The 15,467-nt window shown below is 56.8% G+C and carries 16 protein-coding genes; 15 read left to right on the top strand and 1 reads right to left on the bottom strand.

Features of this window, described 5'->3' with window-relative positions; translation table 11 throughout:
* Window positions 1–79 precede the first annotated feature (79 nt).
* The 15 genes from PY311_RS05095 (at window position 80) to PY311_RS05025 (ending at window position 14,650) form a co-directional block, all read left to right on the top strand.
* Entirely contained in the window at window positions 80–958 is an 879-nt protein-coding gene (locus PY311_RS05095; protein WP_286147592.1) for a YicC/YloC family endoribonuclease, read from the top strand.
* Window positions 959–961: 3 nt separating this feature from the next.
* Window positions 962–1,204, top strand: a complete 243-nt coding sequence (locus PY311_RS05090) for a DUF370 domain-containing protein (protein ID WP_286147591.1) — start codon at window positions 962–964, stop codon at window positions 1,202–1,204.
* Entirely contained in the window at window positions 1,201–1,797 is a 597-nt protein-coding gene (gene gmk / locus PY311_RS05085; RefSeq protein WP_286147590.1) for a guanylate kinase, read from the top strand. Before PY311_RS05090 ends, gmk begins: the two co-directional genes overlap by 4 nt.
* A gap of 56 nt (window positions 1,798–1,853) precedes the next feature.
* Window positions 1,854–2,072, top strand: coding sequence for a DNA-directed RNA polymerase subunit omega (rpoZ, locus tag PY311_RS05080; protein ID WP_286147589.1), 219 nt, complete (start codon window positions 1,854–1,856; stop codon window positions 2,070–2,072).
* Window positions 2,073–2,098: 26 nt separating this feature from the next.
* A complete protein-coding gene (gene priA / locus PY311_RS05075) occupies window positions 2,099–4,558 on the top strand; it encodes a replication restart helicase PriA (protein WP_286147588.1) in 2,460 nt (819 codons plus the stop codon).
* A gap of 35 nt (window positions 4,559–4,593) precedes the next feature.
* Window positions 4,594–5,085, top strand: coding sequence for a peptide deformylase (gene def, locus PY311_RS05070; RefSeq protein ID WP_286147587.1), 492 nt, complete (start codon window positions 4,594–4,596; stop codon window positions 5,083–5,085).
* The gene (fmt, locus tag PY311_RS05065; RefSeq protein ID WP_286147586.1) at window positions 5,085–5,996 is read left to right on the top strand and encodes a methionyl-tRNA formyltransferase; all 912 of its coding nucleotides are present in this window, start codon (window positions 5,085–5,087) and stop codon (window positions 5,994–5,996) included. Before def ends, fmt begins: the two co-directional genes overlap by 1 nt.
* A 12-nt stretch (window positions 5,997–6,008) precedes the next feature.
* Window positions 6,009–6,743, top strand: a complete 735-nt coding sequence (locus PY311_RS05060) for a zinc metallopeptidase (RefSeq protein ID WP_286147585.1) — start codon at window positions 6,009–6,011, stop codon at window positions 6,741–6,743.
* Window positions 6,743–8,068, top strand: coding sequence for a 16S rRNA (cytosine(967)-C(5))-methyltransferase RsmB (gene rsmB / locus PY311_RS05055; RefSeq protein WP_286147584.1), 1,326 nt, complete (start codon window positions 6,743–6,745; stop codon window positions 8,066–8,068). Before PY311_RS05060 ends, rsmB begins: the two co-directional genes overlap by 1 nt.
* Window positions 8,065–9,108 (top strand): dual-specificity RNA methyltransferase RlmN, encoded by a 1,044-nt coding sequence (gene rlmN / locus PY311_RS05050; protein ID WP_286147583.1) that lies wholly within the window; start codon window positions 8,065–8,067, stop codon window positions 9,106–9,108. The genes rsmB and rlmN overlap by 4 nt, the downstream gene beginning before the upstream one ends.
* Window positions 9,105–9,833, top strand: coding sequence for a Stp1/IreP family PP2C-type Ser/Thr phosphatase (locus PY311_RS05045; protein WP_286147582.1), 729 nt, complete (start codon window positions 9,105–9,107; stop codon window positions 9,831–9,833). Before rlmN ends, PY311_RS05045 begins: the two co-directional genes overlap by 4 nt.
* A 15-nt stretch (window positions 9,834–9,848) precedes the next feature.
* Window positions 9,849–11,822 carry a Stk1 family PASTA domain-containing Ser/Thr kinase gene (pknB, locus tag PY311_RS05040; RefSeq protein ID WP_286147581.1) on the top strand — a complete coding sequence of 658 codons (1,974 nt, stop codon included), beginning with the start codon at window positions 9,849–9,851 and terminating at the stop codon, window positions 11,820–11,822.
* A gap of 3 nt (window positions 11,823–11,825) precedes the next feature.
* On the top strand, window positions 11,826–12,716 hold the full coding sequence (gene rsgA, locus PY311_RS05035) for a ribosome small subunit-dependent GTPase A (protein WP_286147580.1): 891 nt from the start codon (window positions 11,826–11,828) through the stop codon (window positions 12,714–12,716).
* Between the two features lie 108 nt (window positions 12,717–12,824).
* Window positions 12,825–12,977, top strand: a complete 153-nt coding sequence (locus PY311_RS05030) for a hypothetical protein (RefSeq protein ID WP_286147578.1) — start codon at window positions 12,825–12,827, stop codon at window positions 12,975–12,977.
* 152 nt (window positions 12,978–13,129) lie between these two features.
* Window positions 13,130–14,650, top strand: coding sequence for a DUF3794 domain-containing protein (locus tag PY311_RS05025; RefSeq protein ID WP_286147576.1), 1,521 nt, complete (start codon window positions 13,130–13,132; stop codon window positions 14,648–14,650).
* Window positions 14,651–14,690: 40 nt separating this feature from the next.
* Here the strand turns inward: PY311_RS05025 and PY311_RS05020 are convergent, their stop codons facing one another.
* Window positions 14,691–15,458, bottom strand: a complete 768-nt coding sequence (locus PY311_RS05020; protein WP_286147574.1) for an amino acid ABC transporter ATP-binding protein — start codon at window positions 15,456–15,458, stop codon at window positions 14,691–14,693.
* Between the last annotated feature and the right edge of the window lie 9 nt (window positions 15,459–15,467).

The following is a 15,467-nucleotide window of genomic DNA, read 5'->3' as shown; positions in this document are numbered from 1 at the left end:
AAACCGGCGGAAACGTGCTCTGACAGGGAAGAATGACCGTTTGCGGAAGGCGTTTCCCCGTAAAATAGGAGGAATCAGCATGATCAAAAGCATGACCGGCTACGGTCGGGCGAGAGAAGTGCGGAACAAGCGGGATATCACTGTGGAGGTCCGCTCCGTCAACAACCGTTATCTGGACTGTACCGTGAAGATGCCCCGGATGTACAGCTTTGCGGAGGACGCTGTCAAGCAGTGCGTACAGCGGGCAATTTCCCGGGGCAAGGTGGATGTGTACATTACGGTGGATGCCTCTGCGGCGGATGTGGCCAAGGTCACGGTGAACCGGGAGCTGGCGGCCCAGTATGCCGCTGCGCTGGCAGAGCTGTCTGAGGTCTGCGGCACGGAGTCCAAGGTGACGCCGGAGCAGCTTTCCCGGTTCCCGGACGTCCTGACGGTGACGAAGGAGGACGAGGATCTGGAATCGGTGTCCGCGGACCTGTGCGCTGTAGCGGACGAAGCGTTGAAGGCGTATAACGAAATGCGGGCCGTGGAGGGCCGGAAGCTGGCTGAGGATATCGGCAACCGGCTGAGCTATATTGAGACCTATACCGGTCAGGTGGAAAAACGTTCCCCTGAAACGGTTGCTGAGTACCGGGCAAAGCTGACCGCCCGGATGGAGGAGGTTCTGCAAAGCACGGCCATTGACCCGCAGCGTATTTTGCAGGAGGCCGCTATCTATGCCGACAAGGTTGCCGTGGATGAGGAAACGGTGCGTCTTCGCAGCCATGTGGCCCAGCTTCGGACTATGCTGCTCTCCGATGAGCCGATGGGCCGGAAAATGGATTTCCTTATTCAAGAGGTGAACCGGGAATCCAATACCATTGGCTCCAAGTGCTGTGATGTGTCCATTGCACAGGTTGTGGTGGCACTGAAGGCAGAGGTGGAGAAGATGCGCGAGCAGGTCCAGAATGTGGAGTAAGCCATGAAACTCATCAATATCGGCTTTGGAAATTTAGTGTCTCAGGAGCGGCTGGTGGCCATTGTCAGTCCGGATTCGGCACCCATCAAGCGGATGGTGCAGGAGAGCCGGGAGCGCGGAATGCTCATTGACGCGACCTATGGGCGCAAGACCGCTTCCATATTCATTATGGACAGCGACCATGTAATATTATCGGCGCTGCCGCCCGAGCGGTTCAGCCCGAAGGAACAAGAGGGAGAGGTATGACAACAAAAGGGAAGACATTCATTGTGTCCGGCCCTTCCGGCGTGGGTAAGAGCACGGTACTGAAGGCTCTGCTGGAAAAGCGGCCCGACCTGTATTTTTCCGTGTCCGCAACGACCCGTTCACCGCGGCCGGGGGAGTTGGACGGAATCCACTATCACTTTATGGATGTGGACTCCTTCCGCAAATGGATTGCCATGGATCAGTTTTTGGAGTATGCCGAGTATGTAGGCAACTTTTACGGCACACCCAAGCGCTTTGTAGATCAGGCCATGGAAAACGGCCGGGATGTGATTTTGGATATCGAGGTGCAGGGCGCCCTGCAGGTTACCAGCAAGCGGCCGGATACCGTGCGTATCTTTATCGCACCGCCGAGCTGGAAGGAATTGGAGCGCCGCCTGAAGGACCGGGGAACCGATGACCCCGACAAGGTTCAGAAGCGTCTGCTTCGGGCAAAGGTGGAGTTTCAGACTGCCAACACCTATGATTACTTTGTCATCAATGATACGGTAGAGGAGGCTGTCCGGGAGCTGGACGCCATTATCACCGCCGAACACTGCAAGCCCAAGGAGCGAATGGCCATTTTAGGCGAATAACACTCCTTTGACTGATAAAAAAACGCCGCACAGCGGCAGATAGGAAGTAGATTATTATGATGCTGTATCCCGCTATGAGCAAGCTCAACAGTCACGTTCCCAATCGCTATATGCTGGTCAACGTGGTGGCGCGCCGCGCCCGCCAGATCGCCGATGACGCCGATGAGGCCGGTATTCAGTTGGATGAAAAGCCCGTGACGCTGGCGATTCATGAGGTTGCCGACGGCAAGATCGATGCCGGCGACATGGATCTGACGATCTCTGTTGATAACTGAAAAGGCTGATCGGGGGAGGGCGAGGCATGGAGACTGCTGACATTGTAAAGGTCGCGGTCAGCGCCGCGCCCTATTCCATTGATAAGCCCTACGATTATCTGGTCCCGGAGGCGCTTGCGGAGAGCGCGGCCCCCGGTGTGCGGGTTATGGTGCCCTTTGGCCGGGGAAACCGGGAGAGCGAGGGACTGATTCTGACCCGGAGCAGCGGGCCGAAGCTGCCAGGGATTAAAGCGCTTCGTAGTGTGCTTGACGCGGCGCCGGTGCTGGACCGGGCCGGAATTGATTTGGCGCTCTGGATGCGGAGCCGCTATTTCTGCACAATGTTTGAAGCGGTGCGGACAATTCTTCCTGCCGGACTCTGGTATGGCTTTCGGGAGGTCTGGTCGCTGGCTATGCCCCTTGACGCGGCATGGGAGGCGAGCCGGAGCATCCCGGACGCCGGACTGGTGCTGGACCAGTTAGAGAAAAACAAGGGGCGGGCCGAGATAAATCTTCTGCGGGAAGCGCTGGGGGAGCGGGTAGACAAGCCACTGAAGGCTATGAAAAAGGCCGGTATTCTTATCTGCGAAATGGGCGCCAAGCGGAAAATTGCCGATAAGTCTCACCGTATGGTAGAGTTGGCAGTCGATGCGGCAGATGCCCTTGCGCTGACGGAACCGAAGCGCCGCGCCGCGCCCGCGCGGTACGAGGTAGTTTGTCTGCTGGCAACGGCCGGACGGACTGCCGCCGCCGAGATATGCTACTATACCGGCGCATCCCAACGGACGCTGAAGGCCATGGAAAAAGCGGGGCTGATCGCATTTTCCGAGGAAGAGGAATTGCGCGTGCCGGAGGTGGGTGAGGTGGAGCCGGGAAAGCCCATCCGGCTCAACGAGGAGCAGGAGCGGGCGTTTTCCGATATTTGGAAGCGCATCCGCTCAGGGAAACCGTCTGTGACGCTTTTGCAGGGCGTAACGGGCAGCGGAAAAACGGAGGTTTATCTGCGGCTGGTGCAGGAAACACTGGCAATGGGGAAGACCGCTATTGTTCTGGTGCCGGAGATTGTTCTGACGCCTCAGATGATGCGAAAATTCACCTCCTACTTCGGCAATAAAGTGGTAATGCTTCACAGCTCTTTGCGGATGACGGAGCGCTATGACCAATGGAAGCGTATTCGCCGTGGCGAGGTCGAGGTAGTTTTGGGGACACGCTCCGCGATTTTTGCTCCCCTGAAAAATCCGGGCCTTATCATCATGGATGAGGAGCAGGAGGGGAGCTACCAGTCGGAAAACAGTCCCTGCTACCACGCCCGGGATATTGCAAAATATCTTTGCGCCCGGGAAAACGCCGCTCTCGTGTTAGGCTCCGCTACGCCCACGGTGGAAACCGCTTTTGCGGCGGAGAGGGGTATTTACCAAAAGGCGCTGCTTCGCAGACGCTACAACGAGGGCGCTTTGCCGGAGGTCCGCATCGCGGATATGCGGCAGGAGATTCGAGCCGGAAATCCCGGTATGATCAGTGAGCCGCTGCGGCTGGAGCTGGAAAAAAATCTGGCGGCCGGAGAGCAGAGTATTCTGTTTTTAAACCGCCGGGGCAACAGCCGCTACCTACTTTGCGGTGAATGCGGCTATGTACCGCAGTGTCCGCGGTGCAGCGTTGCCATGACGTACCACTCGGCCAATGGCCGTTTGATGTGCCACTACTGCGGCCACTCGCAACCGGAAACGGAAACCTGTCCGGAATGCGGCGGGCGGATGAAGCATATTGGCGCCGGTACGCAGAAGGTAGAGGAGGAACTGCGGGAGCTGTTCCCGGAAGCCGGGATTTTGCGGATGGACGCAGATACCACGGCCGGCGGACATGAGGCGATTTTACGGACCTTTGAACAGGAGCGCGTTCCGATTTTACTTGGAACGCAGATGGTTGCAAAGGGACTGGATTTTGAGAATGTGACACTGGTGGGCGTGCTTTCGGCGGATATTTCTCTATATGTGGATAATTACCGAGCGGCGGAGCGGACATTCAGTCTGCTGACGCAGGTAGTGGGCCGGGCAGGCCGGGGAAATAAGGCGGGACGGGCTGTGATTCAGACCTACACGCCGGAAAACGATGTAATTCAGTGCGCGGCGCGGCAGGACTATGACGCCTTTTACACAGGCGAAATTCGGATGCGCCGCCTGCGGCGCTATCCGCCCTTTGCAGCGCTGTTCACCGTTACGGTTTCAGGGATGGAGGAAAGCCGGGTGTTCCGCGCCGCCGCAGGAATTCGGGACACGCTGCGGCAGTTGTGTCAGCGGCCGGAGCTGTCAGGCGGAGAACCGGAGGTTCTGGGACCCGCTCCCGCGCCGGTGGTAAAGGTCAATAACCGCTTCCGCTATCGCTGTACGCTGGTGGGGCGGAATGATAGAGCAACACGGGAAATGCTTGCTTGGCTGCAAAAGGCATTCGCCAAGGACGGCGCAAACCGTGGACTGCACGTATTTGTAGACTATAACGCGGCAGACTGAGACCTGCCGTTATGAAAAACAGGAGGTGCCGAATCATGGCATTGCGGAAAATCATAGAACAGGGCGATGAATGTCTGACAAAGGTGTGCCGCCCGGTGGAAAAATTTGACCGGCGGCTGCACATTCTGCTGGATGATATGGCGGAGACATTGGCGGATGCCAACGGAGCCGGGCTGGCGGCACCTCAGGTGGGTGTGCTGCGCCGGGTATGTCTGGTGCTGGACGAGGAGAGCGAGGAATTTCTGGAGCTGATCAACCCGGAGATTATCGTGCAAAGCGGCGAGCAGACCGGACTGGAGGGGTGCCTCAGTGTTCCCGGCAAGTGGGGTATCGTGACCCGTCCCAACCGGGTACGTATTCGGGCACAGGACCGGGACGGTGCGTGGTTTGAGGCGGAGGCCGAGGGCCTGACTGCCCGCGCGTTCTGCCATGAGATCGAGCATCTGGACGGACATCTTTTTATTGAGCACATTGATCATTTCCTGACAGAAGAGGAATTGAAGGAATATCTGGAGGATGAGGAATAATGCGAATCCTGTTTATGGGTACGCCGGATTTCGCGGCCGTATCGCTGAAACGGCTGGTGGAGGACGGGCACGATATCTGCGGCGTATTCACGCAGCCGGACAAGCCGCGGAATCGAAACAAGGTCACATTTTCGCCTGTAAAGGAATATGCCCTGTCATGCGGCCTGAATGTTTACCAACCGGTGAAAATGCGGGATGGAACAGCGCTGGAGCTTGTAAAAACGCTGGCGCCGGAGCTGATTGTGGTGGTGGCCTATGGACGCATTCTTCCCCCGGATATTCTGGCGGTGCCGCCTCTTGGCTGCGTCAATGTGCACGCCTCGCTGCTGCCGAAATATCGGGGCGCGGCGCCCATCAACTGGGCCATGCTCAACGGCGATGCCGAGACCGGCGTTTCCATTATGTATATGGCGGAGGAACTGGACGCCGGTGATGTGATCTGTACGGCAAAAACGCCTATTGACCCGGAGGAGGACCTGCCGCAGCTTTGGGCGCGGCTGGCGGAGCTGGGCGCGGAGACCCTGTCGAAGACGTTGCCGCTGTTGGCTGCCGGTACGGCGCCCCGCACACCGCAGGACGGTACACAGGCCACATTTGCGCCGATGCTGTCCCGGGAGCTGTCGCCTATGGATTGGAGCAAGCCGGTAAGGGTTCTGCGCGATCAGGTGCGCGGACTGCTTCCGTGGCCCTGTGCGTCTGCGGAAATTGCCGGACAGTGGTTTAAAATTTATAAAACGGCCCCCGGCAGCGCAACGAGTCAGGCTCCCGGCACTGTGCTTTCCGCAGGGAAAAAGGGAATCGAGATTGCCTGCGGCGATGGGAGGAGCCTTGTAATTACCGAGCTTCAGGCGGAGAGCGGCAAACGTATGAGCGCGGCGGCCTATCTGCTGGGTCATCCCATGAAAATCTGATTGGAGGAGACTATGCCTTACGGTTATTATTACGGCGGTTACGGTGATTTTTTAGCGAACAATATCTACTGTATTTTGCTGATTCCCATTCTGCTTCTGTCCATTTGGGCACAGGCGCAGGTCAGCGGCAATTTCAAGCGCTACAGCGCAATCGCCAATAAACGGCACCTCACAGGCGCGCAGGCAGCGGAGGCGGTTTTGCGGGCGCATGGGATTTACAATGTTTCTATCCGGCCATGCGCCGGAAGCCTGACGGATCATTATGACCCGCGGGATAACAGTATTTCCCTGTCGCAGGACGTTTATAATTCCGCTACCATCGCGGCAGTGGGTGTGGCGGCTCACGAGGCGGGACACGCTGTACAGTACGCCGTGGGGTACGGCCCGGTGAAGCTGCGGACAGCAATCATTCCCGCAACGCAGCTTGGCTCCAAGTTTTCGTTCATTTTGCTGCTGCTGGGTATGATTTTGTATGTTCAGCCTTTGTTTTTGTTTGGAATCGTGCTGTTTTCCCTGACCACGATTTTTCAGCTCATCACGCTGCCGGTGGAATTCAACGCTTCTCACCGCGCGCTGGTCACGCTGGAGGAGCAGGGGATTCTGTATGACGATGAGCTGAACGGTGCGCGGAAGGTGCTGTGGGCAGCGGCGCTAACCTATGTGGCGGCGCTGCTGATGTCGGCCCTGCAGCTTTTGCGGTATGTCCTGATTTTTCTGGGACGGAGCAACAATCGGAGGCGTGACTGATGGGAGCAAGAGAAACGGCCTTGCGGGTCCTGGCCGCTTGCCGGAACAATAACGCATGGGCGGACGCCGCACTGAAGGCCCAACTGAACCGCGACGGTCTGGTGGGCGCGGATGCGGCGCTTTGCAGCCGCATGGTCTATGGCGTAATGCAAAATCAGCTCCTGCTGGATTTTTATCTGGCGGCCTATTGCTCCCAGAAGCCGGACCATCTTCAGCAGCCGTTGACAGAAATTCTGCGGCTGGGGGCCTATCAGATTTTGTTTTTGGATAGAGTGCCGGACAGCGCGGCAGTTAACACCTCTGTGGAGCTGGCGAAGCTGTCCGGGCGCGGACAGGCAGCAGGACTTGTCAACGCCGTGCTGCGTAAGGTATCGCAGAATAAGGAAAATCTGCCGGAAATCCCGCAGCGGGATGAGGTCAAATATCTTTCGATTCGTTATAGCCATCCAAAATGGCTGGTAAAGCGGCTGCTGTTACTGCTGGGACGGACGGAAACAGAAGCGCTTTTAGCGCTGGATAACGGAACACCGCCGCTGACGGTTCAAATCAATCCCCTGAAAACCACTGCGGAGGAGTTGACGCGAGAGCTATCGGCATGGGGCGTTACGGCGAAGCCCCACGCATGGGTCCCTGGCTGTCTGGAACTGACCGGCGTCGGCGACCTCACAACGCTGGAGCCCTTCCGGGAGGGAAAGCTGCTGGTGCAGGACCCGGCGGCCCGTTTGGTATCCCTGATCGCCGGCGTGCAGCCGGGGCAGCGGGTACTGGATGTCTGCGCCGCCCCGGGCGGCAAGTCCTTCAGCGCCGCGTTTGCTATGGGCGATAAAGGCCGAATTATTTCCTGTGATGTACATGGGAGCAAGCTGAAGCGAATCGAGGAGGGGGCCGCTCGGTTTGGACTGACTTCTATTGAGACCGCGGCGAGCGATGGGCGGGTTTTCCGGCCGGAGTGGGCGGACGCTTACGATACCGTACTGGTGGACGCGCCGTGCTCTGGACTTGGAATCATCCGTAAAAAGCCGGATGTTCGTTATAAGCGGGCAGATGATCTTTTTACGTTGCCGGTGGTACAGACCGCACTGCTGGATAGTGCGGCGCGGTACGTTGCCCCCGGCGGTGTGCTGGTTTACTCCACCTGTACGATTCTGCCGGAGGAAAACCAGGACGTTGCGGATGCCTTTCTATCAGAGCACCCGGATTTTGAAAGAACGCCCTTCCGCCTGCCGGAGCCGGTAGGGGAAACGGACGGACAACTGACTCTCTGGCCGCAGCGCCATGGGACGGATGGATTTTACATTTGCCGCATGAAACGGAAGGAACTATGATCGATTTAAAATCACTGACGCAGGAGGAACTGACGCAAGCTCTCAAGGAGATGGGCGAACCGGCGTTTCGGGGCAAGCAGGTGTTCACATGGCTCTATCGCGGTGTTACTTCCTTTGATGAGATGAGCAATCTGCCGAAGGCCCTCAGGGAAAAGCTGAAGGAGCAATGTATCCTGACGGTACCCACTGTGGCCCGGAAGCAGGTTTCAAAGTTGGATGGTACGATCAAATACCTTTGGGAGCTGGCGGACGGGAACTGCATTGAAACGGTTTTGATGCAGTACCACCATGGAAATACCGTATGTGTTTCCAGTCAGGTTGGCTGTCGGATGGGCTGCGCCTTTTGCGCATCTACAATTGCTGGCAAGGTAAGAGACCTTACACCATCAGAAATGTTGGATCAGGTCATTTTCACGCAGAAGGACGCAGGACTTCCAATCAGCAACATCGTACTTATGGGCATCGGCGAACCGATGGATAATTTGGATAACGTACTGCGTTTTTTGGAGCTTGTGAATCACCCGGACGGTTTGAATATCGGGATGCGCCACATCTCTCTTTCTACCTGCGGCGTGATTCCGGGCATTGAGCGGCTGGCGGAGCTGAATTTGCAGCTGACGCTGTCGGTATCTCTCCATGCGCCGGACAGCGAGACCCGGTCGAAGATCATGCCGGTGAACCGGGCCTACGATGTGGAGAAGCTGTTTGACGCCTGCCATCGGTATTTTGAAAAAACAGGGCGGCGGATTTCCTTTGAGTACGCCATGATCGACGGAGTCAATGACCATGACTGGCAGGCGGACCTCATTGCAAAAAAGCTGCGGGGAATGCCGGGACACGTAAACCTGATTCCTCTGAACGATGTGGAGGAAAGCCCGCTGAAGCCATCCCGGCGTGTGGCGGCGTTCCAAAAACGGCTGGAAGCCCATGGCTTGACTGCTACGGTGCGCCGGAGCCTTGGCGGCGATATTGACGCCTCCTGCGGGCAGCTTCGGCGAAAGGAAATGGAAGAACGAAAAAAAGGAGCGGCGGAAGCATGATGAAAACATGGGCCATCACCGATACGGGCCTTGTGCGAAAAGAAAATCAAGACACCTACCGCATTTCCGAAAGCAACCGGGTCTGTGTGGTGTGCGATGGGATGGGCGGCGCTGCCGGCGGGTGTGTTGCCAGCAATCTGGCGGCGGAAACCTATCTTTCGGAGCTTGAAAAGGTTTTGAAGGAGGATATGACGCCGGAGCAGCTGCGGGAGGCATCCGCTTACGCGGTGGCCATGGCGAATCATGCTGTGGAAAAGCGGGCAGAGGCCGATGCGGAGCTTTCCAATATGGGAACAACGCTGGTATCCGCCATTTCCTACTCCGATGGCGTTGTCATCTCCAATGTGGGAGACAGCCGGGCCTATTATGTGACGGAAACGGAAATCATCCGGGTCACAAAGGATCATTCTCTAGTAGAGACCATGGTGGATCACGGGGATATCACCGCGGATGAGGCGCGGCATCATCCCAGCCGCAATCTCATCACCCGAGCCTTGGGGCGGGACACCAATGCCGCCTGCGACAGCTTTATCCGTCCGATGGAAAGCGGCTCCTATATTTTGCTTTGTACGGACGGGCTGGTCAACACAGTCACGGATCAGGAAATGCTGTTTGAGATCATCCACGGCGATAATCAGGAGACCTGTCTGAAGCGTCTGCTGGAGATCGCTAAAAATCAGGGGGCGCCGGATAATGTAACGGCAGTCCTCATGCAGAAATTATAAGAGAGGGGGAGACAAATGGACCAATATATCGGAAAAATGCTGGATAACCGCTATGAAATTCTGGAGCGCATCGGCACCGGCGGCATGGCGGTGGTCTATAAGGCCAAATGTCACCGCCTCAACCGTCTGGTTGCAATCAAAATACTGAAAAGCGATCTGGCACAGAATGAAGAATTCCGCCGCAGATTTAACGCGGAATCTCAGGCGGTAGCGCAGTTGTCTCACCCCAATATCGTATCCGTGTACGATGTGTCCCGGGGCGGCGATACCGAATACATCGTGATGGAACTCATCGATGGCATCACGCTGAAGCAGTATATGGAAAAGCGGGGCCAATTGAACTGGCGTGAGTCTCTGCATTTCATTACGCAGATCATGCGCGGTCTCAGTCACGCCCACAGCCGGGGCATTATTCACCGGGATATCAAGCCGCAGAACATCATGGTCCTGCGGGACGGGAGTGTAAAGGTCGCCGATTTCGGCATTGCCTGCCTTGCGGATTCCGCGCAGACTATGACGCAGGAGGCACTTGGCTCCGTTCATTATATTTCCCCGGAGCAGGCCAGAGGTGACCGGCCAGATGCCCGCAGCGACATTTATTCTTCCGGCGTTGTGCTCTACGAGATGCTGACCGGACGCCTGCCCTTTGAGGGTGAATCCGCTGTATCTGTAGCGATTCAGCACCTCAGCTCGATTCCGCTGGCTCCCAGGGAAATCAATCCCGACATCCCGGAGCAGCTTGAGCTGATCTGCATGAAGGCGATGGCGCCGGATCTTGAGCACCGCTATCAGTCCGCAGACGCCATGATCGCGGATTTGGAGGCGTTTCGCAAGAACCCGGATGTTGAGATGAAGTTTGACCTATCCGACCTGCGGCCCGAGGAAACGGACGAGCCCACCCGGCCCATCCGCACGGTCAGCGGCCATACGGTGACGGTTCCGGTGCGGACAGCAGAGAAAAGCCATGTGCGTCGGAGTGAGGACGATGACGAATCCCCGGCTTCCGGCGGAAAGCGGACGGTGCTGATCGGCGCGGTTGTCATTGCCGCCCTCACGGTGGTATTCCTGCTGTTCAAGAGCATTTTAGGCTCCTTCAGCGCGCCGGCAGTGGATCAATATCAGGTGCCGAATGTGCTGGGGATGACCATTGAGGAGGCCGAGAATGACCCGCGGGTAAAGGGAATTTTTGAGATTGAAAAGGCCGGCTCGGGCTCCAGCGAGGAATATGCCGAAGGGCAGATCATGAAGCAGAGTCCTGATTCCGATGAAACACGGAAGGGCAGCCAGCTTGTGATTCAGGTCTGGGTCAGTGCCGGTGAGGAAACCGGTGAAATGCCGAAGCTGGAAAATAAATCCGAGCAGGACGCCCGCATTTTGCTGGAAAAGCTGAATAAGCAGTATAATCTGGATTTAACGGTGGAGGCGCCGGAGGACCAGCAGCGGTTTTCCGATGAGATCACGGCCGGCTATGTGATTGAGACGAAGCCTGCCGAGGGTGAAACACTGCGGAAGGGCGATACCGTCACGCTGATTATCAGCAAGGGGCCGGAGACAACACCGGTCACGGTACCGAAGTTTGTGGGCCTGAATATTGACGAGACACTGGCGCAGCTCAGCAGTTACGGCCTGACCTGCACGGCCTCGGATGTTGAGGTAGTGGACAGTGATAAGCCCGGCGGGCAGATCGTTTGGCAGAGCTTGGAGCCGACCTCCAAGGTGGATGAGTGGACAACGATTAAATTTCAGGTCAGTGCGGGACTTGCCAACAGCTCTCTGCCCATTACACTGGAGCTGCCGCAGGACGGTGGGGACGTTGTAGAGGTCAAAATCTATGTGGGAGACGAGCCGAACCCGCAGTACAACGAAACGGTTCGGGCCTCTGACGGAACAGTCAGCACAACGCTGTCCGGTACAGGAAAGAAAATGGTGAAGGTCTACTTTGACGGCGTTTTGGACCAGAAGCAGTCCTACGAGCGGACGTTTGGTTAAGCGATGATGACAGGACGGATTCAAAAGGCCCTGAGCGGGTTCTATTATGTGGATACCGGTGCGGAGATTGTTACCTGCCGGGCCAGAGGGAAGTTCCGCAAGGAGGGACTCTCCCCGCTGGTAGGAGATCGGGTAGAGCTGCGGGAGCTTGGAAACGGAGAGGGTTTCATTGAGCGTATTCTGCCGCGAAAAAACGAGTTTGCGCGGCCCGCTGTTGCCAATATTGATCAGTTGGTCATCATTGCTTCAGCAGCCATTCCCAAAACGGACCCGTTTCTGATTGACCGGGTAGCGGCCATCGCCGAGCTGAAGGGCTGTGATGTGACCGTATTGCTGAACAAGTGCGATTTGGACCCGGCGGAGGAGCTGTACGGTATTTATAGTGCTGCTGGGTTCCAAACACTGCGTATCAGCGCGGAAACAGGAGAGGGGTTGGATAAGCTGACTCCGTTGATAACTGGGAAGTTATCTGCCTTTACAGGTAATTCCGGCGTGGGAAAATCCAGCATCTTAAATGCGCTTGAGCCGGATTTTCAGCTCAAAACGGGAGAAATCAGCACTGCGCTGGGGCGCGGCCGCCATACAACGCGCCATGTGGAGCTGTTCCGGCTTAGTTGTGGGGCAGAGGTAGTGGATTCTCCGGGATTTTCCTCCTTTGAAACGGAGGAACTGAATATGGAGCTGAAGCAGCACTTGCCGGAGACCTTCCGGGAGTTCCGGCCATATCTGGGAAAATGCCGCTTTCTGGATTGCAGTCATACCCGGGAGCAGGGATGTGCTGTGCTGGACGCGCTGAAGGCCGGGAATATCCAGGCCAGCCGCCACCGCAGCTATCTGCGGCTTTATGAGGAGCTGAAGCCCTTGCGGGATTGGCAGGAAAAGCGCAGAAAATAAATGGTAAAAGAAGCGGGAGGTGTACAGCACCTCCCGCTTCTTTTATTGCCTGAACCACGGACAGGCATAGTGTATATACTGGCCTGTAAGGAAAGGAGGCGTGGCTGAATGTTTCGGGGCGGGCGGAACTGCATCATAAGCATTTTTGCCGTTTCCATGGGGGCAGGTATCCTGATCGCGGCGATTTTTCCCACGGGATTGCTGATGTTTCTGGTTGCAACGCTGCTGATTGCCAGCGGCTGCGCCTGTTGGCGGCGGTAGAAGGGAGGAGCATTTATGAACATTGTGGTATGGAAAGCACCGAAGGCGATGTGCGGCCTGCTGAGAAAGCTGTTCAAAATCCCGGCATAACGAAGCGGAGCGGTTCATAAAATGCAGTGAAACGCAATGAACAGGAAAGGAAGGGTCGCAATATGGAGCTGGAGCTGAAAAAGGAGTGTCTTGACGTATTTGAAGCGGGGGACCGGCAAACGCTGACGCAGGAGGAGACCGCGGAGACTATCGTGCCGGATTACTGCCCGGATATTGCCAGAATTATATCCGCAGAGGGCTGTGTCTACCTGTATGGGGCGGAACCGTCCGGGACATCCGGCACCGTTCGGGTAACGGTGCTCTATACGCCGGAGGGAGAGAGCGGTGTGCGGACGTTGGAATTTGCAATGCCATTTTCCGTGCAGGGAAGCGATATGGATGACTGTGTTCATGTTGCGGCGGAAACGGAAATCGAATTGCTGGAAAGCCGGATGCTGAACCCGCGAAAGCTGTTTACCCGCTGCAAGTTGGTGACCACGATAGTCGGGTATCGTAAGGCATCGCTGAATATTTCCGAAAATGCGGAGACGGCCCCGGAGCTTCAGGTAGAGCGGCGCTGCTGCGCTCAGCCTGTCTGTGTGCTGCGCCGAATCGAAGAGAAAAACCTGACCTTTTCGGAAACCATGTCGCTGTCCTTAGGCCGGGAGGGCGCGTCAGAGCTGCTTCACAGCCGTGCGTTCGGCACGGTAACAGAGGTAAAACTCGTTGGCAACAAGCTGATTTTCAAGGGTGTTTTCACTGTCAGTGTATTGTACCGCGCCACAGATGACCGTTTGTGCGCGGCTTCCTCGGAGCTGCCGTTTTCACAGATCATGGAGGTCGATTCGACCGGTGACGGGGCGATGGCCTCTGTATGCCTGCAGGTCACCGGTGTGGATGTTCAGATCGATTCCGACGATGACGAGGGGCGGCAGTTGGCGGTCACGCTGTATTATCATGCCATGGCCTTTTTGCGGGAAAATCGGGAGCTTACGCTGCTGACAGATTTATATTCCACGGCCTACGAACTCCGCTATCAGCCGCTACAACTGACGCTTTGCACGTTGTATGACCATACGGTCCGGCGTCAGACGGTCCGCGAGGTGCTGGAGGTAGGCGTGGAGGCGGAAACGCTGCTGTATCTTTATGCGGACTGCGGCGCGGTGTCTGTCAGCCGGGAGGGAGAGACAACGCTGCTGCGGACAGCCGTTACCGTCCGGGCACTGTATCTGGACGAAGGCGGCGCCTGCTTGTCGGCCGAGCGCTGCATAGATGTGAACTGTCCTGTGGAACTGCCCCGTGACTGCACAGTCACGGCCCGGGCAGTCTGCGCCGAGGAGGTGCAGGGTACGTTGGGTGAACGGGGGATTGAGGTGCGCTTCCCGGTGGATTTCCATGTGGAAGCCTTCTGCCGCTGTCAGCGCTCCTGTATTGCCTCTGCCGAGCTGGATGAGAGTACGCCGAAAAACCTCAACGGAGCACCATCGCTGATTTTGCGCTGTGTCGGAAAGCAGGAGTCGGCATGGGAGGTGGCGAAGCGCTACAACACCACCATCGGTGATATTCTCTCCGCAAACCGATTGGAAAAGGAGGCGGACATTCCCTGCGAACGGCTGCTGCTGATACCGAGAAAACGGACATAATATAAAGCAGGCAGCACATTTTGTGCTGCCTGTTTGCTTTTTAATTATTTTCGGAAAAGCGTGAAAGGAATTGCTGCGTCCGAAGCTCCTGCGGATGGTCGATGACCTGATGAGGATCGCCCTGTTCCACGATAAAGCCGCCATCCATAAAGATGACCTGATCCGCCACATCCCGTGCAAAGGCCATTTCGTGAGTGACGATGATCATGGTGGTTTTTTGCTCGGCAAGTCCCCGGATGACCTTCAGAACCTCGCCGGTCAGCTCCGGGTCCAGCGCAGAGGTCGGCTCATCAAAGCAGAGAATGTCCGGGTGCAGCGCCAAGGCCCGTGCAATGGCTACCCGCTGTTGCTGGCCGCCGGAGAGCTGATGCGGATAGTGATTTGCGCGGTCGGCAAGTCCCATCTGGGACAGCAACTCCATTCCGGCGGAGCGGATATCCTCGCGGCTTTCACCGTTGTTCTTTGCCATGAGCTCCCGGGCCAGCGTTACATTTTCAAGAGCCGTGTATTGCGGGAAAAGATTGAAGGACTGAAAGACCATTCCGAAATGGAGCCGCTTTTTCCGAATCTCGGCCTCGGACTGCGCTTGGCGGTCAGAGGCATCAAACAGTACCTCATTTTGCACAGTGATTGTCCCGGTGTCCGGTGTTTCCAGAAAATTAAGGCAGCGCAGCAGCGTTGTCTTTCCGCTGCCGGAGGAGCCGATGATAGACAATGCCTGCCCCTGTTCCAAGGAAAAGCTGATGTCATTGAGGACCTTTGTGTTATTGAAATGCTTCTCCAAATGCTGAACCGTCAGAATTGACATAGCGCGAAG

This window comes from Neopoerus faecalis (assembly GCF_029218125.1).
GTDB lineage: Bacteria > Bacillota > Clostridia > Oscillospirales > Oscillospiraceae > Oscillibacter > Oscillibacter faecalis_A.
Note: the sequence above shows the minus strand (reverse complement) of the source record. Positions and strands in the feature narration are given on the sequence as shown.